Source organism: Larkinella sp. VNQ87 (assembly GCF_049445795.1).
GTDB lineage: Bacteria > Bacteroidota > Bacteroidia > Cytophagales > Spirosomataceae > Larkinella.
Map to the genome: position 1 here is coordinate 339,138 of NZ_JBMSDT010000005.1, position 23,240 is coordinate 362,377.

At 53.2% G+C, this 23,240-nt stretch carries 24 protein-coding genes; 10 read left to right on the top strand and 14 right to left on the bottom strand.

What is annotated here, in order from left to right:
* Nucleotides 1–33: 33 nt before the first annotated feature.
* On the top strand, nucleotides 34–471 hold the full coding sequence (locus tag ACO2Q8_RS10900; protein ID WP_423344835.1) for a nucleoside deaminase: 438 nt from the start codon (nucleotides 34–36) through the stop codon (nucleotides 469–471).
* A 12-nt stretch (nucleotides 472–483) separates the two neighbouring features.
* On the opposite strand, the gene ACO2Q8_RS10905 is transcribed toward ACO2Q8_RS10900, so the two are convergent.
* The 3 genes from ACO2Q8_RS10905 to ACO2Q8_RS10915 form a co-directional block, all read right to left on the bottom strand.
* A complete protein-coding gene (locus tag ACO2Q8_RS10905) occupies nucleotides 484–3,564 on the bottom strand; it encodes an AAA family ATPase (protein WP_423344836.1) in 3,081 nt (1,026 codons plus the stop codon).
* Entirely contained in the window at nucleotides 3,536–4,798 is a 1,263-nt protein-coding gene (gene sbcD, locus ACO2Q8_RS10910) for an exonuclease subunit SbcD (RefSeq protein WP_423344837.1), read from the bottom strand. The genes ACO2Q8_RS10905 and sbcD overlap by 29 nt, the downstream gene beginning before the upstream one ends.
* Nucleotides 4,799–4,865: 67 nt before the next feature.
* Entirely contained in the window at nucleotides 4,866–5,651 is a 786-nt protein-coding gene (locus ACO2Q8_RS10915; RefSeq protein ID WP_423344838.1) for a UDP-2,3-diacylglucosamine diphosphatase, read from the bottom strand.
* Between the two features lie 113 nt (nucleotides 5,652–5,764).
* On the opposite strand from ACO2Q8_RS10915, the gene ACO2Q8_RS10920 reads away from it, so the two are divergent.
* Entirely contained in the window at nucleotides 5,765–6,400 is a 636-nt protein-coding gene (locus ACO2Q8_RS10920; RefSeq protein WP_423344839.1) for an acetyltransferase, read from the top strand.
* Between the two features lie 102 nt (nucleotides 6,401–6,502).
* Here the strand turns inward: ACO2Q8_RS10920 and fcl are convergent, their stop codons facing one another.
* The 3 genes from fcl to ACO2Q8_RS10935 are packed head-to-tail and all read right to left on the bottom strand — an operon-like array spanning nucleotide 6,503 to nucleotide 7,967.
* Nucleotides 6,503–7,444 (bottom strand): GDP-L-fucose synthase, encoded by a 942-nt coding sequence (fcl, locus tag ACO2Q8_RS10925; protein WP_423344840.1) that lies wholly within the window; start codon nucleotides 7,442–7,444, stop codon nucleotides 6,503–6,505.
* A 48-nt stretch (nucleotides 7,445–7,492) separates the two neighbouring features.
* Nucleotides 7,493–7,771, bottom strand: coding sequence for a Txe/YoeB family addiction module toxin (locus ACO2Q8_RS10930; RefSeq protein WP_423344841.1), 279 nt, complete (start codon nucleotides 7,769–7,771; stop codon nucleotides 7,493–7,495).
* Nucleotides 7,746–7,967, bottom strand: coding sequence for a hypothetical protein (locus ACO2Q8_RS10935; RefSeq protein ID WP_423344842.1), 222 nt, complete (start codon nucleotides 7,965–7,967; stop codon nucleotides 7,746–7,748). Before ACO2Q8_RS10935 ends, ACO2Q8_RS10930 begins: the two co-directional genes overlap by 26 nt.
* Nucleotides 7,968–8,213: 246 nt before the next feature.
* Here ACO2Q8_RS10935 and ACO2Q8_RS10940 point away from each other — a divergent pair, with 246 nt between their 5' ends.
* Entirely contained in the window at nucleotides 8,214–9,155 is a 942-nt protein-coding gene (locus ACO2Q8_RS10940) for a toxin-antitoxin system YwqK family antitoxin (RefSeq protein WP_423344843.1), read from the top strand.
* Nucleotide 9,156: 1 nt separating this feature from the next.
* On the opposite strand, the gene ACO2Q8_RS10945 is transcribed toward ACO2Q8_RS10940, so the two are convergent.
* The 4 genes from ACO2Q8_RS10945 to ACO2Q8_RS10960 all read right to left on the bottom strand — a co-directional run bounded on the left by ACO2Q8_RS10945 (nucleotide 9,157) and on the right by ACO2Q8_RS10960 (nucleotide 13,203).
* Nucleotides 9,157–9,792: an SGNH/GDSL hydrolase family protein gene (locus ACO2Q8_RS10945; RefSeq protein ID WP_423344844.1), complete on the bottom strand. Its 636-nt coding sequence runs from the start codon at nucleotides 9,790–9,792 to the stop codon at nucleotides 9,157–9,159.
* Nucleotides 9,793–9,994: 202 nt separating this feature from the next.
* Nucleotides 9,995–11,110: a hypothetical protein gene (locus tag ACO2Q8_RS10950; RefSeq protein WP_423344845.1), complete on the bottom strand. Its 1,116-nt coding sequence runs from the start codon at nucleotides 11,108–11,110 to the stop codon at nucleotides 9,995–9,997.
* Between the two features lie 18 nt (nucleotides 11,111–11,128).
* Complete coding sequence (locus ACO2Q8_RS10955) at nucleotides 11,129–12,838, bottom strand: M56 family metallopeptidase (protein ID WP_423344846.1); 1,710 nt, start codon at nucleotides 12,836–12,838, stop codon at nucleotides 11,129–11,131.
* 2 nt (nucleotides 12,839–12,840) lie between these two features.
* Nucleotides 12,841–13,203: a BlaI/MecI/CopY family transcriptional regulator gene (locus ACO2Q8_RS10960; protein ID WP_423344847.1), complete on the bottom strand. Its 363-nt coding sequence runs from the start codon at nucleotides 13,201–13,203 to the stop codon at nucleotides 12,841–12,843.
* A gap of 188 nt (nucleotides 13,204–13,391) precedes the next feature.
* Here ACO2Q8_RS10960 and ACO2Q8_RS10965 point away from each other — a divergent pair, with 188 nt between their 5' ends.
* Both ACO2Q8_RS10965 and ACO2Q8_RS10970 read left to right on the top strand, forming a co-directional pair.
* Entirely contained in the window at nucleotides 13,392–13,892 is a 501-nt protein-coding gene (locus tag ACO2Q8_RS10965) for a gliding motility lipoprotein GldH (RefSeq protein ID WP_423344848.1), read from the top strand.
* A gap of 76 nt (nucleotides 13,893–13,968) precedes the next feature.
* Nucleotides 13,969–14,598, top strand: a complete 630-nt coding sequence (locus tag ACO2Q8_RS10970; protein WP_423344849.1) for an LON peptidase substrate-binding domain-containing protein — start codon at nucleotides 13,969–13,971, stop codon at nucleotides 14,596–14,598.
* Between the two features lie 65 nt (nucleotides 14,599–14,663).
* Here the strand turns inward: ACO2Q8_RS10970 and ACO2Q8_RS10975 are convergent, their stop codons facing one another.
* Nucleotides 14,664–15,800 (bottom strand): AI-2E family transporter, encoded by a 1,137-nt coding sequence (locus ACO2Q8_RS10975; protein WP_423344850.1) that lies wholly within the window; start codon nucleotides 15,798–15,800, stop codon nucleotides 14,664–14,666.
* A gap of 141 nt (nucleotides 15,801–15,941) precedes the next feature.
* Here ACO2Q8_RS10975 and ACO2Q8_RS10980 point away from each other — a divergent pair, with 141 nt between their 5' ends.
* The 3 genes from ACO2Q8_RS10980 (at nucleotide 15,942) to ACO2Q8_RS10990 (ending at nucleotide 18,976) form a co-directional block, all read left to right on the top strand.
* Nucleotides 15,942–16,787 carry an SdiA-regulated domain-containing protein gene (locus ACO2Q8_RS10980; protein ID WP_423344851.1) on the top strand — a complete coding sequence of 282 codons (846 nt, stop codon included), beginning with the start codon at nucleotides 15,942–15,944 and terminating at the stop codon, nucleotides 16,785–16,787.
* A gap of 432 nt (nucleotides 16,788–17,219) precedes the next feature.
* Nucleotides 17,220–17,924: a response regulator transcription factor gene (locus ACO2Q8_RS10985; RefSeq protein WP_423344852.1), complete on the top strand. Its 705-nt coding sequence runs from the start codon at nucleotides 17,220–17,222 to the stop codon at nucleotides 17,922–17,924.
* Nucleotides 17,925–17,941: 17 nt separating this feature from the next.
* The gene (locus ACO2Q8_RS10990; protein ID WP_423344853.1) at nucleotides 17,942–18,976 is read left to right on the top strand and encodes a sensor histidine kinase; all 1,035 of its coding nucleotides are present in this window, start codon (nucleotides 17,942–17,944) and stop codon (nucleotides 18,974–18,976) included.
* Nucleotides 18,977–18,985: 9 nt separating this feature from the next.
* Here ACO2Q8_RS10990 and ACO2Q8_RS10995 read toward each other — a convergent pair whose 3' ends face one another.
* Nucleotides 18,986–19,537: a DNA-3-methyladenine glycosylase I gene (locus tag ACO2Q8_RS10995; protein WP_423344854.1), complete on the bottom strand. Its 552-nt coding sequence runs from the start codon at nucleotides 19,535–19,537 to the stop codon at nucleotides 18,986–18,988.
* A gap of 134 nt (nucleotides 19,538–19,671) precedes the next feature.
* Here ACO2Q8_RS10995 and ACO2Q8_RS11000 point away from each other — a divergent pair, with 134 nt between their 5' ends.
* Together ACO2Q8_RS11000 and ACO2Q8_RS11005 are read left to right on the top strand one after the other, a co-directional pair.
* Complete coding sequence (locus tag ACO2Q8_RS11000; protein ID WP_423344855.1) at nucleotides 19,672–20,391, top strand: RluA family pseudouridine synthase; 720 nt, start codon at nucleotides 19,672–19,674, stop codon at nucleotides 20,389–20,391.
* A gap of 61 nt (nucleotides 20,392–20,452) precedes the next feature.
* Entirely contained in the window at nucleotides 20,453–20,752 is a 300-nt protein-coding gene (locus ACO2Q8_RS11005) for a Dabb family protein (protein WP_423344856.1), read from the top strand.
* A gap of 91 nt (nucleotides 20,753–20,843) precedes the next feature.
* On the opposite strand, the gene ACO2Q8_RS11010 is transcribed toward ACO2Q8_RS11005, so the two are convergent.
* On the bottom strand, nucleotides 20,844–22,064 hold the full coding sequence (locus ACO2Q8_RS11010; RefSeq protein ID WP_423344857.1) for a PSP1 domain-containing protein: 1,221 nt from the start codon (nucleotides 22,062–22,064) through the stop codon (nucleotides 20,844–20,846).
* Nucleotides 22,065–22,469: 405 nt separating this feature from the next.
* Nucleotides 22,470–23,021, bottom strand: coding sequence for a lipocalin family protein (locus tag ACO2Q8_RS11015; protein WP_423344858.1), 552 nt, complete (start codon nucleotides 23,019–23,021; stop codon nucleotides 22,470–22,472).
* Nucleotides 23,022–23,240 lie beyond the last annotated feature (219 nt).

Sequence of the window (23,240 nt, forward strand, 5' to 3'; positions counted from 1 at the left end):
GATCGTGGGCTTTTCACTAAACCGGTTTTAACCATGAACGACGAATTCATGCAGGAGGCCATTCGGCAGGCCCGGAAAAGTTTGTCGGAAGGCGGAATTCCCATCGGCTCGGCGCTGGTGAAAGACGGAAAGCTGGTGGCATCGGGCCACAACAAGCGGGTGCAGGAAGACAATCCGATTCTGCATGGTGAGATGGACTGTCTCAACAACGCCGGGCGCGTCGGCTCGTTCCGCAACACCGTCATTTACTCGACGCTCATGCCGTGCTACATGTGCGCCGGAACCATCGTGCAGTTCAAAATTCCGAAAGTGATCGTCGGCGAGTCACGGACCTTTGCCGGTGCGCGGGCGTTCATGGAAGAACACGGCGTGGAGGTCATCGACCTCGATTTGCCCGAATGCGTCGAGATGATGAACCAGTTCATTGCGCAAAAACCGGAGGTCTGGAACGAAGATATTGGGGAGTTGTAAGCCGGTTTAGGGTTACAATTCCAACACCTTCACCGTACTCTTCCCCTCCATGCCTTTTTCCACCTGAATCTGGACGCTGATACGCTCCTTGATTTCGTGCCGGTGGGAAATAATACCAATCGTCTTTTTGCTGTCGTGCTGCAATTTTTCAAGCATGGCAATGGCCGTATCGAGCGTGTCGGGGTCGAGGGTGCCGAAGCCTTCGTCGATGAACAGGCTGTCGATCTGCACGTTCTGGGAAGCCAGGTCCGACAGGCCGAGCGCCAGCGCCAGACTCAACGTGAACGTTTCGCCTCCCGACAAACTCGAAACCGTGCGTTCGGTGCTGCCCTGGTACAAATCCACCACGTACAACTCGTCCTGACCGTCGCGCGGTTTTAGCAATAGATACCGGTCCGACAGTTCTTTCAACCGGCGGTTGGCTAAGCCGATGAGCTGCGCCAGTGTCAGACCCTGCGCAAATTTGCTGTAATCGTCGCCTTTGGCGCTGCCGATCAGCCGGTCGAGTTCGTGCCAGGGCCGGGCGTCGGCTTCGAGCTTGTCGAGGTCTTTGAGCAGTTTTTTGTGATTTCGGCGTTTTTCCTTGTCTTCCTCCAGTTGCCGTTTGTAGTAACCGATGCTTTCGCGTTCGCGGGTTTCCTCTTTCTTTGTTTCCTGCAATTTGGCTGTCACCTCGTCCAGCGACAGGGCGGTCTGGCAGGCATCGGCGGCTTGCTGGCGCCTGGTCGTTTCTTCGGTTTGTTTCCGGCTAATCTCCTCCGACTCCTTATCCAGTGCGGTTTTTAACTCCTGCAACCGCCGGACTTCCGCTGTTTCGAGTAGACCGGCCCGGGCGTCGGCCAAGTTGTCAAAACCGCGTTCCTGCAAAACCGGCTGTACCGCCTTGAGCAGATTTTGATACGTTTGGTCGGCTTCCGCGTATTCCAAAACCGCCTTTGCCAGCAGACTTTGCTGGGTGCCGGTTTGGGCCTGAATGGCCGTAAACTGACTGGCAAGCCCTTCGCAAACCGCCCGCACATCGTCGCCCGCGAACAACTGCTCCCGTTGCGCCTTCAAGGCTTCGGCCTGCACCTTGCTTTCCTGCACGGTTTTCAAGTCGTCCGAGAGCCGACGCAAAACCGTCTCGTGCTCCCAAAGCATCCGAATTTCGTTCAGTTCCTCCCGCTGCTTCTGAATCAGTTGCTGCGTATCCGTGATCTCCTCCGGCGACAGTTCGGGGTCCAGCGCGAGCGTCGAGAGCCGGTTCGAGATCAGGCTTTTCTTTTCGGAATAAGCCCTCCGAAGCTGATTCCGCTGATCTGAATACGCGTCCAGTTCCGACTGGATTCTCAGCAGCCGGTTTTGCAGCGCTTCGTATTCTTTCTTTTTCTTCTCCCAATCGGCCGTCGCCAGCCGCAATTCCACTTCGAGCGTCCCGACCTGGTTGATGTAATGCTGGGCGTACGGATGGTCGGTTGAACCGCACAACGGGCAGGGCTCACCGTCTATGAGCGCCTTCCGGAGTTCGTCCAGATCGGCTTCTTCGGTCAGCCGCCGTTTTTTGGCCTGCAACTGATCCAGTTTTTGCTGCAACTCGCCCACCTCGTCGGCCAGTTCGCCCAACGGCTTTTGGTGTTCCGTCAGAAAAGTCGTATGGTCGTTGATTTTGCCGTTCAGGGTCGTTCCGTCGAGCAGCCGTTCCTGCTGTTGAACGAGCAGCGTGCGCAACTCGGCCAGATTACTATCTTGCTCCAGTAGCCGGTTTAGGTCACTTTGAATGGACGCCGGGGTCAGCGACGGGTACTCTTGTTCTATCTGCACCAGTTGCCGGTTCAACTCGTGCAGCCGCCCGTTCACGCGCTCCGTCATGCCGTCGACATCCCGCACATCCAACATTTTGAACCAGTCGAGTTTCGTACTTTCCAGTTCCCTTTTAATGGCGCTGAAAGCCGGTTTTGCCTTATCGCGCTCCGTCTGGTAGCGATGCGTCAGCTCCAGCACGGTTTCCTGAAAATCACGCAGGTCTTTCTCGAACGTCTGCCCGGTCAGACCAGTTTTATGTGTGAGCGTTTGAGCTTTTTCGATCAAAACCGCCTGCTGTTCAGTTAAATAGGCTAGATTGTCGTTAGATCTCTGCTGATCCTGTTCAGCGGTTTTCCGGTTTCGTTCGGCGTTGGCAATGTCGGCAAACTGAGCCGCTAAATCGGCCACCTGTTCGTGCCGCTGCAAGCGTTCGGCATCCGGCACAAACGTCCGTCGCTTTGCTTCCAGCGTTTGCTGACGAGTTGCCAGCCCCGTCAGTTGCTGGTCGGCGTCGGTGATTTGCCGCAGGAATTTTTCTTCGTTCGTGTAAAAAACAACGTCCCGGGCAAGTTCGTCCAGCCGATTTCCGAGGGCTTTCTGGCGAGTTTTCAACTCCGCTACCTGTTCGTCGGTCAGTACGCTGATTAAGCCAACTTCCTGCCGTTTCTCCCGAATCTGACGCTCAAACTCCCGGTTAACCAGGTGTGCCCGCTGGCTGAGCTGGCGGTAAATTTCGGTGCCGGTTATTCGTTCGAGCATCTTGCTCCGTTCGGCCGCCCGGGCTTTCAGAAACTGGTCGAAAGCGCCCTGCGCCAGCACAATCGACCGGATAAACTGGTCGTAGGTCAGGCCGATCAGCTCCTCGTTTTTCTTCGGAAATTCGCTCAATCCTTTGATGGGCAGCAACTGGCCTTCCGTCTGTCCGTCGGGCAGAAAGGCAATCTCCATCTCGTAATTGTTCCAGTTGCCGTTGCGGTTTTTCTTGATTGACCAGCGCGCGCGGTAGGCTTTCCCGCCCACTTCATACTCCACCTCCGCATAAGCCGCTGTGCTGGGTTCCAGAGCCGCCTGCTGGTTGACCAACAAGCCTTCCTCAATGATGCTGGCGTTCGAAATCGCGCCCGAAATCCGGGGTACGCGGTTGAACAGCGCCAGCGTGATTACGTCGAGCAGCGTGGATTTTCCGGCCCCGGTCGGCCCGGCAATGACAAACAGCCCGGTGCTTTTCAACAGTCCTTCGTTGAACTGAATCGGCGGGTGTTCGCCGTAAAAGGAATTGATGTTACGAAAGCGTATTTGTCGGATTTTCATGCAATGGAATGGGGTGGGTCGCTTGTTCCGTAACCAGTCGGTACAACTCCTTGTAGGCTTCCACGAGCGCCGTTCGCTCGTCGCCCTCCACCTGCGAGGCATCCAGCCGCCGGTTGAACACATCGAGGTACGAGAGGTCCTGCAACTGCGTATCGGCCACGTACAGCGCGTCGAGTCCTCTGAGCTTGTTGCGAAACGTCAGCCGGGTTTTGGCGATCTGAAACGGGGCGTTGGCGTAGTCGCGCTGCAATTTCTCGAACTGCTGCCGGATCACCAGACTCTCGTTTTCTTCTTCGACCAGCACTTCGACCAGCGTCGTCAGCGCATCGGTTTCTTCCAGTTTTTCGAGCATCTCCTGTACCGCTTCCAGGGGTCCGGCCACCTGCCGCAACGACCGGAACCGGGGTACCGGAACCGATTCGATGGCGCTGATTTTTCCGTTTTCAACCGTTATTTCCAGCGCCTGATGGTGGTTGTCGCGCTCACCGAAGCTCAGCGGAATCGGCGAACCGGAGTAACGCACGGTTTGGACTCCGCCAATCTGCTGAGGAACGTGAATATGCCCCAGCGCCACGTAGTCAAATCCGGGGGGGAAATGCTCAGACGAAAAAGCCGCCTGACCGCCCACGGCGTGGATTTCGCGCTCGCTTTCGGGCGAAACCGTGGCCCCGTTGACGTACAGATGCCCCATCGCCAAAACCGGCACGTTTCGGTAATCGGTCTGGCAGTGGTCGATGATGCGTTCGTAGTGATTCCGGATGCCCATCCGCACGGCTTCGATGCGTTCTTCGTAAGCTTGCCCCGAAATGGATTGCCGGAGGTCGCTGTCGCGCAGGTACGGCACAGCGGCCACGAGCAGGTCAGTGGAGCCGGTGGTGAGTCGGATGATTTCGTCGGTGCAGTTGCCGGTGGTGCAGCCCACGACGTGCATGTTCAGGTGCCGGAGCAGTTCGCGGGGTGCGTTGAGCTTGCTCGGCGAATCGTGGTTGCCGCCCGTGATGATGATTCGGCGTTCGAGCGGCAGCATCCGGGTCAGAAACTGGTAATACAGTTGCATCGACCCGTCGTTGGGGTTCGTGGTGTCGAACACGTCCCCAGAAATGAGCAGCACGTCGATCGCGCGGTTTTCGATGGTTTCGACCAGCCAGTCCAGAAACCGGACGTGGTCGTCACGCAGATCGTGTTTGTAAAGCCGCTTTCCTAAATGCCAGTCTGCGGTATGCAGAATTTTCATACGTGCCAGTGCTTCTAAACCGGAAGTTAGCTAAAAATCCCGGAAGCTGGCAAGGAAAAATGCGGAATCAGGAGTGGTACAATTCGGGCTGCGACTCGGCTTTTTCGAGTTCGGAGCTATAATACAGCAGGTTCCAGTTGCCCTCGTGGTCTTCGACCAGCGCACTCAGTGACTCGACCCAGTCGCCGGAATTCATGTAGATCAGTTCGCCGAACTTCCGGATGGCCGGATGGTGAATATGGCCGCAGATCACGCCGTCGCAGTTGCGGGCTTTGGCGAGTTCGGTCAGCTTTTCCTCAAAATCCGAAATGTAACTGACTGCCTGTTTCACCCGGTGTTTGATGCGCTGCGAGAGCGAATAGTACGACAGCCCCCGCCAGGCGCGGTAGTTGTTATAGCATTTATTGACCCACAGCAGAAACGTGTAGCCCAGATCGCCCAGGTACGCCAGCCACTTCATTTGGGTCGTAATGGTATCAAAAACATCACCGTGGGTGATGTAAAACCGCTTTTCGCCGGAAGTCAGGATGTAGTCTTTGCGGATCGAGAAGAATTTCCCCAGCCGCAGCGGCATGATCTGGTCCAGGAAGTCGTCGTGATTACCGCGCAGGTAAATTACCCGCGTATCGTGCTTGTCCATCGCTTTTAAAACCGCCCGCCAGAACGCCGTGTGTTTTTTCTTCCACTCGCCCCCCCGGCGCAGTTGCCAGCCGTCGATGATGTCGCCGTTGAGAATTAATTTCTGACAACTGTAGTACTTCAGAAAATCGGTTACTTCTTTTGCCTTCGAACCGCTTGTTCCCAAATGCACATCCGAAATGACGATTGTTCGGAAATGGGTATTGTGTTTCATGGTCGAAAATAGGTACCAGTTATGATGTATCTATTTCCGTAATTTTACCGTAATGCAAACTTTTTCAGACGCCCGGGCGGTTTGTTAACAATACGATAACGCATTTTTTGACTATGGAGAATCCGGTTCTCATCTTTGGAGCAGGCAGTTTGGGCGTCACGGCGCTGGATATTTTCCAGCGCAACGGCGTGGTGGTCTACGGCTTGCTCGACGACGATAAAAATTTACACGGCAAGGAATACGGCGATGTCTCGGTCCTGGGCGAAACCGACGACGACGGTTTTCTGAAACTCATTGGACAGAAGTGCGAAGCATTCGTGGCGCTGGGCGATACGCGCGTCCGGAAAAAGCTAGTCAAACTGCTCAACGACCGGCGGCACGTGCAGCCCGTCAACGCCATTCACGACACGGCCATCGTCTCGGCGCTCGCCAGCATTGGCCACGGCAACCTGATTGCGGCCCGGGTGGTGGTCAATCCGTTTGCCGAAATTGGGCAGCATTGCATCATTCAGTCCGGCTCGGTCATCGACGCGCAGGCCAAGCTGGGCGACTTTGTGCATGTTGGCACGGGTAGTTTCATCAACCCCGCCGTGACGGTGGAAGAAGGCGCGTTCATCGGCACGGGCGTCACCATCGTAGCGGGCGTGACGATCGGCAAAAATGCGCGGATCGGGGCGGGTTCGGTCGTGATCGAAAACGTCGAAGCGGGGGCGACGGTGTTCGGTAATCCGGCGAAGAAAGTGGGGTAGATGTTATTACACAGAGTTAATCAGAGAAAATCGGGGTTAATCAGAGAGATCTCTGATTAACCCCGATTTTCTCTGATTAACTCTGTGTAATAACCTAAAACCTCATTCCACATACAACTCCTCATTTGCCAGGAAATCCTGGTACGTCAGCTCCAGCCCGTCTTTTAGCGAAATCCGGTGTTGCCAGCCCATCGCGTGCAGCCGCGAGACATCCATGAGTTTGCGGGGTGTTCCGTCCGGTTTTTCGGTATTCCAGCGCACCTCGCCTTCGTAGCCCACCACCTTCTGCACCTGATCGACCAGCTCGCGGATCGTTTCGTCGACGCCCGTTCCGATGTTGACAAATAGCTCCTCGTCGTAGTTTTCCATCAGGAAGAAACAGGCGTCGGCCAGGTCGTCGGCGTGCAGGAATTCCCGGCGTGGCGAACCCGTGCCCCAGACTTCGACTTCCGGTTGGTTGTTCACTTTGGCTTCGTGGAATTTCCGGATCAACGCGGGCAAGACGTGCGAGTTCTGCAAATCGTAGTTGTCGTTCGGGCCGTACAGGTTCGTCGGCATGGCCGAAATGAAGTTGCAGCCGTATTGCCGCCGGTACGATTCGCACAGCTTGATGCCGGTAATTTTGGCGATGGCGTAAGGCTCGTTGGTCTGTTCCAGAAAACCGCTCAAGAGGTATTCTTCCTTTAGGGGCTGCGGAGCCAGTTTCGGGTAAATGCATGACGATCCCAGAAACAGCAGCTTTTTGACGCCCGTCCGGTACGACTGGTGAATGATGTTCGCTTCGATCAGCAGGTTGTCGTACAGAAAATCGGCGCGGTAGGTGTTATTGGCCACAATCCCGCCCACTTTGGCGGCTGCCAGGAACACGTAATCCGGTTTTTCGGTGGCAAAGAAGTCTTCGACGGCGGCCTGGTTGCGTAAGTCGAGTTCGGACGACGTACGGAGCAAGAGGTTCTCGAAGCCTTCGGCCTGTAGTTTTCGGACAATCGCCGAGCCAACCATGCCCCGGTGACCGGCTACGTATAGTTTAGCGTCTTTTTCCACAATTCGTTATTTTTGAACGAAGTTATGCACGGTTTTTGAGAAAACCTTTCACGCATAATGTCCATGACAGGACAAAATATAAACGATTTGATTATCAACTTTATAGATCAGTCGATGCTCGTCGGTAATTCGCCTTGACCAATAGCCTGAATAATTTCCTTTTAAGGCTTCGGGTTTACCCTTTCCTTCAAAAGGAGTACGGCAACATTCCTCGATCAGCTCAATGATTTTTCGGGCGACCCGGGGTTGCGTCGCCACCCAGGTTGCATATTGGGTAAGGGAAATGGTAGAAAAGGTTGCTTCACGCGGCATGATCAACCATGGCACGGAGTTGGTCAATGGTCAGGGTGACGCCACGGCCTTCGCGAAAGTCTTTCTCGCCCTGCTCAATGACTTGATCAAGCGTTAACTCTTGCGTTGGCACGGATTCTGAAGAGATTGTTGCACCCACTGCTTTGGCAACTTCCTGAAAAATACCCAGAAAGCGTCTTTCAGTCTGAATATGAATAGTCGTGGTTTCCATAGCGCAATTGGTAGCGATACGCCGGATAAACCGGTCAAATGTCGTAGTGGTAAATGTAGTAAATTTATAGGGTTAACGTAGGGGTCGGCGAAAAAGTTACAAGGCAGACGGTATCAGCCGGAGTCTGACGAACGGCTTTTTCAACCAGCCAATACATGGTCCGATTCAGAAAATAAAACTCCGGAAAGTGCGTTCAATACTAGTACTATTTCGCCTGAACCGCGCAGGCTGATTTTTTACGGTTGCATGAAACGAATTGCTTTAATAAGCTTATTGGTAATGGGCTGGCAGCTCGGGATGGCCCAAACGACTACGTCGCCCGTCCAGAACTCCTTCACGACATCGCAGGCTCCGGTGACGGAAAAATCGAAGAAGGGTGACAAAACTGGTCCCTCGTTTATGCCCTCGGGCGTGGAAACACTAATGAGTGAGACCTTGCCGGACCTGGGTCTGAAAGTCAAACAGTTCAAGGAGGACCAGAAAGACAAAGCTGAGCGCCGGAAGAAAGCCCGGCTGCTGAAGACGGAATACGAAGGCATCCCGATTGTCGAGCAGTACACCAAATTTGGCAGTGGCGACCGGACGATTATTGAAAAATTTACGGTTCTGAAACAATACCGCCAGCCCAATCCGTACGTCCGCGAAACCTACTGGTTCGACCCGAAAGCCGGGCGGGTTTCGTCGGCGCTGATCAAGGACAAGGATAAAGTAATGATCCTGCACGGGCCGTACAAACGCTACCAGAACGGCGTTCTGCTCGAAGAAGGCTTCTATTACATCGGCGCGAAAGACGGCCGCTGGGAAAAGTACGACGCCAACTACCTGCTGCTCGACAAACAGAAGTGGTTCCGGGGTTTCCCGGCCGAATCCGAAATTACCTACTACGACTCGGCTCACACCAAAATTAAGGAAGTGTTACCGAAGGAGTTCGGGCAGGTACATGGCCAGTACATGGCGTTCTACGAGGGTGGGCAACTGGCGGCTGAAGGAAAGTACGACCACGGCGTCAAAGTCGGCCGTTGGGTGGAATACTACCAATACCGTCGGCAACGCAAGAAAATTACTCAATATGGCCGCGACCGCTGGACCGAAGAATTTGAGCCTTACGTCATCAGCGAGTGGGACGACAAAGGCAAAATTACCTACGAGCGGCCCAAGGAAAAGGAAGTCGCTGAGGACGATCAGTAGCTTACTCCAACAACGTCTTCACCACCGGCAGGGCTTGTTCGGCCCACAACCGGTATTGTTTCCCCGAAAAATGCAGGTCATCGTCGGCAATTTGCGACCGATCGCCAGCCGCTGCGCGCGAGGTGGGCGTAATGTCGATGTAGGCAATGCTGGCTTTCCGGCATTCGTCCTGGGCCACGGCGTTAAAGGCGTCGATTTCCCGAGCAATCTGCTGGCGATCGCGCCCGGAACCGGCCGCAAACGGTGTGACGCCCCAATCCGGAATCGACAGCACAAACACCCGGTTTGGGCTGTTTCCGGCAAAACGCCGGGCGGTTTGCAACAACGCCCGGACCTCGGTGCGATATCGATCTGTATCCTGTCCCCGGTATTGGTTGTTGACGCCGATCAGCAGCGACACCAGGCCGTAGGTCTTTTGATTCCCGCTTTTTTGAATGGCCTCGCTGAGTTCGGCAGTCGTCCAGCCGGTGCGGGCGATGATGTCCGGATCGGCCACATCGACGCCGTCTTTCCGGAGTAAACCGGCGAGCTGGACGCTCCAGCGGTCGGCATCCGGTACGCTTTCACCGATGGTATAGGAATCGCCGAGGGCAAGGTAGGGGTAGGCGTGTGCCGAAGCCGTGGGGTTCGTTATCATACCGTCGTCGTCTGCGCCGGGTTTGGTGCAGGCTACAAAGAGAACGAAAAAAAGCAGGTTTACCAACGGTTGCAAGGGAATCGCCGGAGCGGAGTTTAGTGAACGATGAAACGACTCACGTTAAACCGAGAAATGGGGTATTTGGTTAAAAATCAACGGAGTTAAGCGGACTGAGCACGTAGTAGCGCGGCCAGAACTGCGTTTATCGGGATTCCTCCAGGGGTTGAGACTCAAAAAGCTGAATGTACCGTTTTTTGCGGCCCGGTCCGGCGGCTTCGTCCCGAACGTCCGTCACGATCACCGTATGAAGCTGCTTTGGATCCATTGCTGCCACCTCGCTGGGGTTCATTTCCCGGCCGTTGATGATCACCGTCACGTTTTCGGGATGATACAGTTGCAGCCGGTTTTCGGCGTTGATGAACACGCCCAGCCCTTCGTTCCGGCGGCCCGGGTTGTCGCGGAGCCAATCGCCTTTTACCGTGGTGGTGCCTCCGGAAAAGACCTTCCGCTGTTTGGCAATAAAATAAGCCATCCGGTTTTCTGCGAACAAAGCCTCAACGGCTTTTTCGTCGTCTTTCGCAAGCTGTTCCAAAACGGCGGGCAAGTCGCCAGTCATTTTGCCAATGCTCAGCGAGCCGCGCTCGGTGGTAGATAGATAGCCGCCAATCGACTGGATCGGTTTATCGTTTTCATCGCCGTCCGACGCCGACCCCGAACCACCTTTTTCCTGATGAATTGTTACCCCGATGGCGTCGATGTACAATTGAAACGGGTCGAACTTGATTGTATTGAAGTCAAAGGTGTACAGACTGGCTTTCTCAATGGTCTGTTTTAGCTCAATCAACTCATTAAACGACATTTTTGGCGTAAGTACCCAATAAAGTACCTCCCCTTTTTGCACCACATACCGACTCTTTCTTTCAACTGCATCCGATTTTTCTTCGGCAACGGTTTTCGCTGAATCCAGCGCAATCAGTCCAATTTCTGCTTCTTTCCCGGAGGATTCCGCCAAAACCGCAGCCGCCGGTTCGGCCCGGAAGCTGGCCGGTTTGACCCTGCTGGAAACCTTGGCAACGGCACGCTCCGGCGTTTCTTTTTTAAGCACCAGCGGCTGCGTCGTTCGGTTCCGTTTTTCAACAGCGGCCATCGTTGTGACGAGGCCCGTTATGGCGAAGAGAAAGACATACACCGGCCACGACCACCGGTATTTAGTCTTCTGGTTCATCATCCGAATGCGGTTTTTCAAAAACCGTGACCCAAAACGATTTACAAACGCGAACCGCTCCGGGCGTTGTGAAAAGAGAGGAGATATTTTCATGGTCGAGTAGGGAACCTGTTACTTGGCCAGCAACTGATTTTTGGTTGTCATGACAACTAAGCCTTTGGTTGTGAACGCCGGGCGCACCGTTCCGGCCGTCCGCTGATCGAAAACCGCCACCGAAATTTTGTCTTCAGCGGATACCGCCCGAAATTCTTCGTACGAGCACACTTTTCCATCCTTCAGGAACGTAAACGTCCGAAGCTGGTCCGGCGGCAGCGTTCCCCGGTACAAAAGCTGACGGCCCAGCGCCATGATGTCGGGATTGGCTGAGAAAACCGCATCCAGAATTTTGCCGTCGATGATTGTGGCCCCGTACCGACCGTGGGTGCCAAATCGGGTGACCGCTTCCCAGGCGGTCAGGACAGTTCGTCGGTAATCCGATTGAGAGCCGAAGCCGAAGGGTTGGCCCGGGCGCAGGTTCAGGATTCGGCCGTTGAGTACCACAATCGGTTTTTCGCGTTCCCAGATCGAAAACAGGGTGTCGGGCAGTTGCATCACCCGGCGAGTGGTCTGCACCACGAAAGGTTTGGCCGGATTGGGTTGCATGGCCGTAATGACAAAGGGCGGAATCTGGCGGAGCGACCGGGCAACGACCTTGCTGCCGGTTTTTACCTCCACCGAAATATAATCGATCTGACCCGCCGGATTCAGGTCAGCCTGGTATTGCATGGTCATGCCTTTTTCGGCAAAAGCCCCCCGCATCACTTCCAGATCGGGCAGCGTCGTGACGGCCGTAATGAGTCCGAAAACCCCGCTACGGTTTTCGACGACGTACTTTGACACCGATTTGGGCACCGTAAACGCCGTGCTGGCCAGCAGAGTCGTTCCGCCAAAGAGCAGGTAAAACCAGGCCGAGCCCCGGGCGCTTTTTCGGTTCATCATCGAAATCCGGTTTTTCAGCAGCGACTGATTGAACGAGTTGGTGGTGGGGCGGACCGGAACCGGAATTTCGCCCGACAAACTGGCTTTCAGCAGGTAATACTGGTAGGTTTTTTTCTCGACGCCTTCTTCGAGCACCTCCCGGTCGACGAGGTATTCGAGGTTTTCCTGCACCAGTTGCTGGTGCCACCAGGCAAACGGGTTGAACCAGAAAACAATCCGGAGGAGTTCGGCCAGCAGCATATCCAGGCTATGCCACTGGCGACTATGAACCCGCTCATGGACTAAAACCTGCTCGAATTCATCCGGCTCGTACAAAGCCGGATTCAGAACGACCCAGTGAAAAAAAGAAAAAGGTGCCCGCACTTCGGGACTGACCACCAGCCAGATATCTTCCTCCCACGACCGCTCCGACCGTCCGATCAGCCGGGCCAGCGACAGCAACTGCATCAGGAGCCGCCCGGTCAGAAAAATAACGCCCGCCAGATAGACCCACAGCAACAGTTGCGGCCACGGAAACGGTTCTTCGATGGGTTGGGTCGCAGCCCGCTCGGCGGGTTGCTGAACCGACGGTTTTGGGGCGGTTGGGAAGGCGTGAGCCGGTTTTAACCGCGACCAGTCGAGCACGTTCAGGTTCGGAACGGTTTGCCGGACCAGATTCCGGACTGGTGCGGGCCGGAAGTCGGGCACTTCTACCAACGGCAGCAGGACCGCCAGCGCCACGTTCAGCGCGAGCAGATACCGGTTCAGGCCAAACCAGGTGGCCCGGCGGAGCAGCAACCGGTAGCAAAGCGTCAGCACCGCCAGCACCAGGCCCGCTTGCAGGAGGTAGATCAACAGGCTCATGGCTATTGCCCTTTCTCAATCATCGTAATGATTTCCTTCAATTCATCCACCGAAATTTTTTCCTTCTTGGCAAAATAGCTCACCAGGTTTTTGTAGGAATCGTCGAAGTAGTCAGACACCACTTTTTTCAGCACAAAGCGGTTTTGGTAGTCTTCTTTACTGATAATTGGGTAATACTCATGGGTGTTACCATAGGCCTGATGGCCCACATAGCCTTTTTCTTCCAGATTCCGGATGATGGTCGAAACCGTATTGTAGTGGAGCGGGGGATCGGTAAAGTAAGGCAGCATGTCTTTAACGAACGACTGTTCGACCTTCCATAACACCTGCATGATTTCTTCTTCTTTTGCGGTTAGCTTTTCCATTGTGCTTGTTTTAGGTTAATGTTATCCGACTAGCGGGAGCAAGTCCCTGACTCAGAGGAACGAATATAAAACGCTTCGGAAAGTTTCCAAACTATTTTCGTAGTTTTTTATCCTAAAGTTTGCGGTCACGGCGTTATTTGAATCTTACGGAGAGGCTCGTAGCTTTGCACAAAGACCGCATGAAGCGCATGAAAAAATTACTGATAGGATTACTGGCCGGATTAGGGTGGTTGCTTGCGGGTTGCGACGAGAAGGCGGTTTACAAAGGCATTGAAGACATTAAAGATGGCACCTGGTACATCAATAACGCACCGGAATTTACGTTCGAGATTGAAGATACCACGCTTACCTATTCTGTTTATTACAACATCCGCAACAGCGTCGCGTACCCGTATTACAACCTGTTTATCCGGCGGTATCTGCTTGACGCCAGCGGAAAAGTGCTGGAATCGAAGCAGGACGAACTGACGCTGCTCGACCCGAAAACCGGCAAACCGTACGGCGATGGCCTGGGCGATCTGTTTGATCACCGGATCAGTATGCTCAAAAACTACCGTTTCCCGCAGAGCGGCAAGTACACCATCCGGCTGCGGCAATACATGCGTCAGAACCCGCTGCCGGAGATTTACAGCGTGGGCGTAACGGTCGAAAAAGATATCTATACTCAGGCAAAAGAAGAAAGAGAATAGACGAGCGACTACTCGGTTGAAAAAGAGAACGTTAATCTCACTTCTTTTCTCTTGTGTCTAATCAGTCTACTACAGTATGGAAATTTACCTGCCCCTTTTCCCACTGAATTTAGTAGTATACCCTCACGAAGATCTGAATTTGCACATTTTTGAGGAGCGCTACCGGCAACTGATCGGTGAATGCCTGGAAACCGGCCAGCCGTTTGGCATTCCGGTTTTTCTGAATAACAAACTCCCCGGCTACGGTACCGAGATGCAGGTAACAACCCTGCACAAGCGCTACGACGACGGTCGGATGGACATCAAAACCAAAGGCCTACGCATCTTCCAGATTGTCGATTTTGAAAACCCCGGGTCGGGCAAGCTCTACGCGGCTGGGCGTGTAAACGTGCTCGAAACACTTCCCGACATGGGCAACCATCTGTACGAACTGGCGGGTAAACTGAGCCGGTTGTATGAACTGCTACAGATTAAGGCGGACATCGACACCATCGAGCCACTGCTGTCGTTCCGGGTAGCCCACAAAATTGGTCTCTCGGTCGACGAAGAGTACGAACTGCTGACGATTGAAACGGAAAACGACCGTCAACGCTTCCTGATTCGCCACCTCGACCGCGTGTTGCCCGTTGTGGCCGAAATGGAACGCACCAAAGACCGCATCAAGATGAACGGTCACTTCAAAAACCTCGACCCACTCAAATTCTAGCAAACCGCCAAGCCCGCAGGGCTTGGCGGTTTGCTGCGAAATGGTGGCTGCTAGTGGCGTGGGGGTCAATCCACCAGATCTTTTACTTTTTTGGGGAGTTTGTCGGTCAGTTCTTTGACGTTCAGCGGCCGGGTTTTCTGGCGTTCGGCCTCGCCGAGCAGGAAACCGTAGGGTTTGAGCGGTCCGACGGCATCGAAAATCACTTTGAGGATGGCCGTCATGGGCAGCGCCAGAATCAGGCCCGTTACGCCCCACAACTGGCCCCATAACAACAGGACGATGATGGCTGCCAGCGGGTTGATACTGACTTTAGAGCCGACGATATACGGCGTGATGAAGTTACCTTCCAGAATTTGCACAAACGAAAAAACGCCGATTACCCCCAGCGCAATCAGCGGATTGTCGTTGGTCAGGAGAGTAAATAAGGCTGGTAACAACGACCCGATCAGAATACCGATGTACGGAATCAGAATCATGAACGCACCCAGAAAACCGAAGAAAACCGCGTAATCGATGCCCAAAATTAACAGACCAACGGTGTTTAGGACGCCAACAATAAAAATCACCAGCACCAGCCCAACCAGATAGTCTTTTACAACGGTATAAATCCGGCCAAAGACAATGTCCAGTTTGGCCCGCTTCGTATTGCTGAATACCTTATAAAAAAACGACCGGAAAAAGTCCCGGTACAGCATCAGAAAGAAAATATACAGCGGGACAATCGAGATGGTCGAGAGCGTGTTGGTGGTTGCCAGCAAGGTGGAAGTCAGAAAAGAACCGCTTTCCCGAATCAGGTCGTTGAAATACCGCTTGGCTTCGGCCGCGATTCGGGCCCGCTCGATGTGAAACCGGTCTTCACCGAACGTTTGCAGCCGGTCCAGAATCTGATTGCCTCGCTCCACCAATTTCGGAGCCTCGGCGGTGAAACTCGTAATCTGAAGCGAAATCAGGTAGAACAGCAGATACAGAAAACCGATGACAATGACCAGACAGACCAGAATGGCTGGCACGCGCGGCACCCGCCAGCGTTCGAGCCGGTGGTTGATCGGGTAGAGAATCATGGCGAACAGGACCGAAAAAACCAGCGGGACCAGCAACTCCTGCATGGCCGACAACCAGTAGACCAGAATCGTGAGGATAATCAGAATACAGGCCAGCCGGACGTACGACGGTAAATTGACTTCGGGAAACTTGTTTTCCATACTTTTGGCTACGGTTTTCGCCCTGAACGTACCCACGGACTTTAGTCCGTGTGAATTATTCCAAATCCAGAAGTTAATATTAACTCACACGGACTAAAGTCCGTGGGTACGGAGCCGAAAACTATTCAATTAGCGACACAAATGACTTCTTTTTTTCTTTTTTTATTCTCGCTCAAAGTGGCTCTTTGTTCCTGCCATGCGGAAAAAAAACACAGCGGTTTTCGGAGCGGACGCTCATTATATACGGTAACGCGATCAGGACGGTTTACAAAACCGATCAATGAAAGTTCCGGATTAGCTTACAACCCTAACCGGAAAACCTTCTGGACGCACAACGACAGCGGGGGCCGACCCACGCTCTACGAAGTGGCCAGCGATGGTTCGCTGGTCGATTCGTTGCCCTTGCCTGCTCTGAAAAACCAGGATTGGGAAGCGCTGGCCCTGCCGGATACGACATCGTTCTTCATCGGAGATATTGGCAACAACGCCAATACCCGGCGCGACCTTCGGATTTATCGCGTGAATGCTACTCAACCAAGCGATTTTGAGCAAATAGCGTTTCACTACGCCCGGCAACAAACCTTTCCGGCTGCGAAAGATACACGGAATTTTGACAGTGAAGCTTTATTTGCCGCCCACGACAGCCTGTTTCTGGTTTCAAAAAACCGCTCAAAGCCCCGACGGTTTGTCAACTTGTACGGTTTGCCCGCCAAAGCCGGCGACTACGCCCTGCTGCCCATTGACAGTGTTTTCCTGAAAAGTATGGTGACGGATGCCGCCATCAGCCCCGATGGCCGGACGCTGGCGGTGTTGACGTACGGCAAAATTTTTCTGTTCGACCTGCGGAATAACCGGGTGAGCTTCCGGCATCCGACGCGTTGCCTACGGGTTCCGAGGGGGCAGACCGAGGGAATTACGTTTTTGAACAAGACCGATTTGGCCATGACCAATGAGCGGGGAAGGCTATTTTTCATTCGAAAAAAATGAGCCAGCTTCTATAGATCAGTCAACCGACTGTGGCTCAGCCCAGCGATAACAAAGGGTTGAAGATGGGAAAACGTTTTATGGGCTTGATAGCCTGAATTCGGATTACGGTGACAAACAGCCATACTACTGAAGATCCATCTGCTTTACCCAATACCTGACGGTTGCGAGTAATTAAATTCATTATCGGAAGTGCCAAAACCGGCTAAAGACGAGCGGTTTCCAGATGAAAAAGGTGGAAAAGAAAGCAGCGACTGTTTTATAACGGAAAACAGCTTTGGGCATCCACGAATTTGGCGTATCTTATCGATCCCACCGTATGCCAACGATGGCGTTTAGGGCGTGTTAAGTTTTTGTTAACAATAAAGTTAACTTCGTAAAATTGCTGACACAGCGCGTAACTTCGGGTCTGAATTACACCAACAAACCTGTCGAATGAGTGCCGCAAAGAATTCGCAGCAGCTTCACCGTGTGCTGGTCGTCGACGACGATCCGGATATCGTTGAGATGTTGCAATACAATTTGGAGAAAGAAGGATACGATGTTCGGACGGCTTCCGACGGGCGGAAAGCCCTCGACACGGCCCGTGCATTTGTGCCAGAATTGGTGCTGCTCGACATCATGATGCCCCAACTCGACGGGATCGAAACCGGTCGCCAGCTCCGCACCCTGCCCGATCTGCGTCAAACCTATATCCTGTATTTAACCGCCCGTTCTGAAGAATACTCCGAAGTAGCCGCTTTCGAAATCGGCGCCGACGACTACATTACGAAGCCCATCAAGCCGCGCGCGCTGATGAGCCGGATCAACGCCCTGTTCCGGCGCGAAGCCCAGAAAGCCGATCCGGGCGAAAAAATCGAAATCGGTGGGCTGGTCATCAACCGGCAGAATTACACCGTCACGACGGCCGACAAAACCGTCGTTTTGCCCAAAAAAGAGTTCGAACTGCTGTTTTTTCTGGCCTTGTCGCCCAACAAGGTGTTCGGTCGCGAGGAGCTGTTGCAAAAAATCTGGGGCGTCGATATTTACGTGCTCGAACGCACCGTCGACGTACACATCCGGAAACTGCGGGAAAAAATTGGCGAAAACTACATCAAAACCCTCAAAGGCGTCGGGTACATGTTCAATAATGAAGGGTAAGCATTTACCTTTACAACATGTCGTTTAGTCCCCGCGTTATCGCTTTTCTGCTGGCCGGTCTGATTTCGGGCCTGACCGTAGCGTTTCTGGCGTTTGTCGAAGGCGTCACAAAAAGCATGCTGTTCGTGGTGGCGATGTCGTCGCTGATCGTCTCGTTTTTCCTGATTCTGTATGCCATCGAAATTCTGGTTTACCGGGAAGTCAACAAGCTTTACAAAACGATCCACAAACTCCGCATCCGGGATTTTTCGATTTCCCGCAGCAATATCATCAAAAGCAACAATCCGTTCAAAAAACTCAACGACGAGATTTTCGTCTACGTGGCCCGCAAGCAGAAGGAAATCGAAGAACTCCGGCGGCTGGAGCAGTTTCGGCGCGAGTTTCTGGCCGACGTTTCGCACGAGCTGAAAACGCCCATTTTTGCCGCGCAGGGCTTTCTGCACACGCTCATCGACGGGGCCATCGACGACGAAAAAGTGCGCGACAAATTCCTGTCGAAAGCCGCCAAAAGCCTCGACGGGCTGGACGCGCTGGTAAAAGACCTCGTGGCGCTCTCACAACTGGAAACCGGCGAAGTCAAGATGAACTTCGAAACGGTCGACCTGTACCTGATGACGCTGGAGGTATTCGAACAGCTCGAAAATACGGCCTCCAAACGCCAGACGACGCTGAAAATCAAGGCCGACCCGCCCGGTGCGGTACTCGTCAAAGCCGATCCGCAGCGCATCAGCCAGGTCATGACCAACCTCATCGAAAACGCCATCAAATACGGCAACGAGGGCGGAAAGGTGATGGTCAGTTTTGAAGAGGAAAAAAAGCAGTACATCATTCAGGTGCGCGACAACGGGCCGGGCATCCCGCCCGATCACCTCAACCGGATTTTTGAACGGTTTTACCGCGTCGACAAAAGCCGCTCGAAGGAACGGGGCGGCACCGGCCTGGGCCTGGCTATCGTGAAGCACATTTTGAACGCCCACAAGTCGAAAATTACGGTCATGAGCAAACTCGACAAGGGGACGACCTTCAGTTTCAAGCTCGACAAAGCCGACTGACCGGTTTCGTTAACCGGCCTGTGCCCACAAGGGCCGGGATTCCAGTACTTTCGCGTAAATCGCGCACGTATCGGCGTGCGCGCCGGGCAGGTAACCGATGCTCATCAGGAATTCATTCACAATTTCACCGCCGGTAAAACGAAACGTCTTTTTAAACAGTCTCACCCATTGGTCTTTCGTTTTCGGGTGGTGAAATTCCAGCCACTTCCCGAATGAACCGTACGTTTCCCGCAATGTCAGAATGGTTTTCGCGTTTTCGATGGCGGCATTGATTTTGAGCCGGTTGCGGATGATGCCCGGGTCCGCCAGTAGCCGCGCGCGGTCGGCATCGGTATAGGCGGCAACGGTTTCAATCACGAAATTGTCGTACGCTTGCCGAAAACCGGCTTCTTTTCGCAAAATGGTTTCCCAGCTCAAACCGGCCTGGTTGATTTCCAGCACCAGCCGCGCAAACAGTTCGTTGTCGTCGTGAATCGGAAAACCGTAATGATGGTCGTGGTAGGCCTGGTGGAGCGCCTTTCGGTCGGCGGTCATGGTTTCAATGGCGGAGCAATACGACATGTTTCTGTCTTTTAGGTTTGCAAAATAGGGGATAATTGCCTTCTCAGATCCATTTACGGGCAATGACCAGTCGGTTTTTTAGCCGGGAATCTTTTTGGCTTGGATAGCATTCTGTTCTTCAGGAACTTTGCAGCATGAGACTAAATTTTGAAGACCTGATTATTTTCGAGAACGACGACTACATTCTGATCAATAAGCCGCCCGGTATTGCCTCGCTCGATGAACGCAGCGCCGATAAAAGCCTGAGTATCCTGCGGATGGCCAAAGCCTACCACGCCGATGCGCAGCTCGGTCACCGGCTCGACAAAGAAACGTCCGGGATTCTGGCGATTGCCAAAAATCCGGAAGCATACCGGCACCTGGCCATGCAGTTTGAGCACCGCGAAGTGACCAAACGCTATCATGCCGTGGCCGATGGCGTCCACGATTTTGAGGGCATTTCGGTGTATTTGCCCATTGCCGCTCTCAAAGACCGCACCGCCGTAAAAATCGACCGGCAGAAGGGCAAGGAGGCCGAGACGATTTTCAACACGCTGAAAGTGTTTCGGCTGCATACACTGGTTGAATGCATTCCGATTACGGGCCGGATGCACCAGATTCGCGTTCACCTGATGTGCCTGAAAGCGCCGATTGCCAACGACCCGACCTACGGCGGAAAACCGGTTTTTCTGTCGGAACTGAAGCGGAAATTTAATCTCAAGAAAGATACTGAGGAGCAATCGCTGATTCAACGCGTGGCCCTGCACGCCCGCTCCCTCACATTCGAATTGCTGAACGGTGAACGGACGGAGTTCGAAGCGCCCTATCCGAAAGATTTCGATGTATTGGTGAAGCAGTTGGAGAAAAATAGTTAGTTTTCCGGCTCAAAACCCGTTACCACGAAACCGTACCGGCGAACCGGTCGAGAAGACATCCATGTTTGTTCATACCGTTTATTTTTGGCTCAACAATCCCGAGAGCGACGCCGACCGTCAGGCCCTGCGCGACGGCCTGGAAACTCTCCGGGGCATCAAACACTTTGATGCTTTGTACATTGGCAAACCCGCCGAAACCCGCCGTCCGGTGATCGATCATTCCTACGACTGGTCGCTAACGTACGTGTTCCGCGACAAAGCCGCCCACGACGCTTATCAGGAAGATCCGATTCACCTAAAGTTCGTCGAAACCTGCGCGCGCTACTGGCAGCGGGTGGTGGTGTATGACGCGGTGGAATAAATCTATTAAAATGCCCCTAAATCCCCTAAAGGGGACTTGACGCATCTGGATAGACTGTGCCAAGTCCCCTTTAGGGGATTTAGGGGTGAAATTACGAAGCTTTTCCGTTGTCGGAACGTCCGTTCGACGCGGCTGGGCCAGCGGCTGGCCCCCCGCCCGAGGCCGGTTTTTTCTTCTTGCGTTTCTTTTTCCGGTCGCTGCGATCGCTGAATTTCTTGTCCAGTTTTTCCAGGTCGCTGTTCAGCGAGGTCAGGCCTTTGGCCCCTTCCTTCTTCTCGGCCACCGGTTCCAGCAAATCGAATGATTCGGGAATGATGCCTTTTTTGTTCAACTCCTGAATTTGCAGGACGCGCTCGACCGGCAGCGGGTACCACGTACTCTCGGTGCTATACCCAAACCACATGATTTTCCGGAAAATGTCGGTTTTCTGGAGCGAGGCCCGGCCTTTCTGGGTTTCGAGCGGTTTTTCAATCTGGGGAATGTCCTTCAAGGCATCCACATACGTTTCCAGTTCATAGTTCAGGCAGCATTTGAGCCGTCCGCATTGCCCCGACAGTTTGCTCGGATTTAGTGACAGGTTCTGATACCGGGCCGCCGAGGTGGTGATGTTTTTGAAATCCGTCAGCCAGGTCGAGCAGCAGAGTTCGCGGCCGCAGGAGCCAATCCCACCGAGCCGCCCGGCTTCCTGCCGCAGGCTGATCTGCCGCATTTCGACCCGGATTTTAAACTCGGCCGCCAGAATCTTGATCAACTCCCGGAAATCGACCCGCTCGTCGGACGAGTAATAAAACGTCGCCTTCGTGTTATCCGACTGATACTCAACGTCCGACAGCTTCATGTTGAGCTTCAGTTCTTTAACCACTTCGCGGGTGCGGTACATCGTGGTCAGGTCGCGGGCAATGGCCTGTTCGTGTTTCTCCAGGTCTTTTTGCGAAGCAACCCGGTGAATCACCTTCAGGTCGTCGGAGAACGGAATGTTTTTCTTCAACATCTGCAACCGGACCAGTTCGCCCTGTAATGACACGCAGCCGATGTGGTAGCCGGTTTGCATTTCGCAGACCACATAATCGCCGGTGGTCAGGTCGAGTTGGTGCGGATTCCGGTAATATTCCTTGCGCCCTCCCTTGAACTTTACTTCCACGGCTGCGTCGTACCGGCGAGTGGAGGGGGTCTCCATGTTGCTTAGCCAGTCGAACACGTTCATTTTATTGCAGCCTCCGGTGCCACAGGCTCCGTTGTTTTTACACCCTTTCACGGCTCCGGCTGCGTTTTTGGTGCCGCATCCGCCGGTCGTACATGATTTGCATCCCATAACCCTCTATATAGTTAAGAGTGAAGAGTGATGAGTTAAGAGTTTATAGACAGTGCCCGGCCCAGTTTGTTCAAAAGGCTTTTCTCGGGCTACTACTGTCTTTTTCTCTTCATTCCTCTCCGCTCTGGTTGAACCCAAAATCCGGCCACATTTCGTATAGGCCAGCCTTCGGGAATGAACGAAATAACTAGTCAGCGCGCCCTTTTTTTACAAGGCACACTTGAAATTGTACCCTAAATTAATAAAAAAAGGCATAGTTCGCGGAATGAATAAAAGGACATACGATGAATCAGCAGCAAAAAGCAATCAAAACTCTAAAACCGGGTGCCCGACAGCTCGTGCGTTGCCAACAAAAAATGCCAGACTAGCGATCTGGCATGTTGGGACAAACCTGTTGTCGATTGTTTACAGGGCTTTGCCTTTTAAGAGTATTTGCAATGTTTTCGCTTCGGGTTCCTTCGTAAAATCAATCGTGCCGCCATTGTCTTTATCAAGAGTCCCGAGCAACATGCCAGCTACAAAAGCAATACTCAGTTCTTCCTCTGTGGGATTGGTCTTTGTCATACTTACGCTGCTGGTCGCCAGTTCAATCGACGTAGCAGTCAGGGTGTTCACGGTCATCGTCGTGGTGATTTTATCAACATCGGTCAACATGAGCGTCTTATTCGACAATTGCCAGGTACCGACCTTTACGGACTTTCCATTTTCAACAGTAGAATAGGTATTATCCGCATTGAAAGTGACTGTATTGTCGTCGCTCTCGAAGAAAGTGGCATCGTCACCGGGTGGGATTACATACGTTTTAGCGTCGGTTTTGACACTGATTTCGTTGAAAGACCATTTACGGGCCAGCAACTCAGCCGTAGTTTCAGCGGGAACTTCATCGTCGGATTTGGAACAGCCAACCAGAGACAAGGCAAATAAAGTGATAACAAAGAGGTAAGATTTAACTTTCATAAAAATGGGATTGATACGATTAGGTGGACAAACAAACGCACGAATGTACAAACAAAAAACGATTTAAACCAATGAGGCTAGGTGATAGTCATTTTTTGCTGGCCTTACAGGCCGATAAGTCTACCCGGATCCGGAAGGATATTGCTTATAGGCTGCTAAAGGAACAAGAGCGGTTTTGGGTCTGATTTGTCGGTTAATAGCCAGACTGTCAGTGCCGTT

Bases quoted from the DNA above. Each gene is read 5' to 3' on its own strand.
- ACO2Q8_RS10945 (WP_423344844.1), bottom strand. From the start codon at position 9,792: ATGATAACGAACCCCACGGCTTCGGCACACGCCTACCCCTACCTTGCC.
- ACO2Q8_RS11015 (WP_423344858.1), bottom strand. From the start codon at position 23,021: ATGAAAGTTAAATCTTACCTCTTTGTTATCACTTTATTTGCCTTGTCT.
- sbcD (WP_423344837.1), bottom strand. From the start codon at position 4,798: ATGAAAATTCTGCATACCGCAGACTGGCATTTAGGAAAGCGGCTTTAC.
- ACO2Q8_RS10920 (WP_423344839.1), top strand. From the start codon at position 5,765: ATGGAGAATCCGGTTCTCATCTTTGGAGCAGGCAGTTTGGGCGTCACG.
- ACO2Q8_RS10960 (WP_423344847.1), bottom strand. From the start codon at position 13,203: ATGGAAAAGCTAACCGCAAAAGAAGAAGAAATCATGCAGGTGTTATGG.
- ACO2Q8_RS10905 (WP_423344836.1), bottom strand. From the start codon at position 3,564: ATGAAAATCCGACAAATACGCTTTCGTAACATCAATTCCTTTTACGGC.
- ACO2Q8_RS10955 (WP_423344846.1), bottom strand. From the start codon at position 12,838: ATGAGCCTGTTGATCTACCTCCTGCAAGCGGGCCTGGTGCTGGCGGTG.
- ACO2Q8_RS10975 (WP_423344850.1), bottom strand. From the start codon at position 15,800: ATGGAAAACAAGTTTCCCGAAGTCAATTTACCGTCGTACGTCCGGCTG.
- ACO2Q8_RS10900 (WP_423344835.1), top strand. From the start codon at position 34: ATGAACGACGAATTCATGCAGGAGGCCATTCGGCAGGCCCGGAAAAGT.
- ACO2Q8_RS10980 (WP_423344851.1), top strand. From the start codon at position 15,942: ATGACTTCTTTTTTTCTTTTTTTATTCTCGCTCAAAGTGGCTCTTTGT.
- ACO2Q8_RS10970 (WP_423344849.1), top strand. From the start codon at position 13,969: ATGGAAATTTACCTGCCCCTTTTCCCACTGAATTTAGTAGTATACCCT.
- ACO2Q8_RS10985 (WP_423344852.1), top strand. From the start codon at position 17,220: ATGAGTGCCGCAAAGAATTCGCAGCAGCTTCACCGTGTGCTGGTCGTC.
- ACO2Q8_RS10935 (WP_423344842.1), bottom strand. From the start codon at position 7,967: ATGGAAACCACGACTATTCATATTCAGACTGAAAGACGCTTTCTGGGT.
- ACO2Q8_RS10990 (WP_423344853.1), top strand. From the start codon at position 17,942: ATGTCGTTTAGTCCCCGCGTTATCGCTTTTCTGCTGGCCGGTCTGATT.
- ACO2Q8_RS11005 (WP_423344856.1), top strand. From the start codon at position 20,453: ATGTTTGTTCATACCGTTTATTTTTGGCTCAACAATCCCGAGAGCGAC.
- ACO2Q8_RS10965 (WP_423344848.1), top strand. From the start codon at position 13,392: ATGAAAAAATTACTGATAGGATTACTGGCCGGATTAGGGTGGTTGCTT.
- ACO2Q8_RS10915 (WP_423344838.1), bottom strand. From the start codon at position 5,651: ATGAAACACAATACCCATTTCCGAACAATCGTCATTTCGGATGTGCAT.
- ACO2Q8_RS10995 (WP_423344854.1), bottom strand. From the start codon at position 19,537: ATGTCGTATTGCTCCGCCATTGAAACCATGACCGCCGACCGAAAGGCG.
- ACO2Q8_RS11000 (WP_423344855.1), top strand. From the start codon at position 19,672: ATGAGACTAAATTTTGAAGACCTGATTATTTTCGAGAACGACGACTAC.
- ACO2Q8_RS10950 (WP_423344845.1), bottom strand. From the start codon at position 11,110: ATGAAAATATCTCCTCTCTTTTCACAACGCCCGGAGCGGTTCGCGTTT.
- ACO2Q8_RS11010 (WP_423344857.1), bottom strand. From the start codon at position 22,064: ATGGGATGCAAATCATGTACGACCGGCGGATGCGGCACCAAAAACGCA.
- ACO2Q8_RS10940 (WP_423344843.1), top strand. From the start codon at position 8,214: ATGAAACGAATTGCTTTAATAAGCTTATTGGTAATGGGCTGGCAGCTC.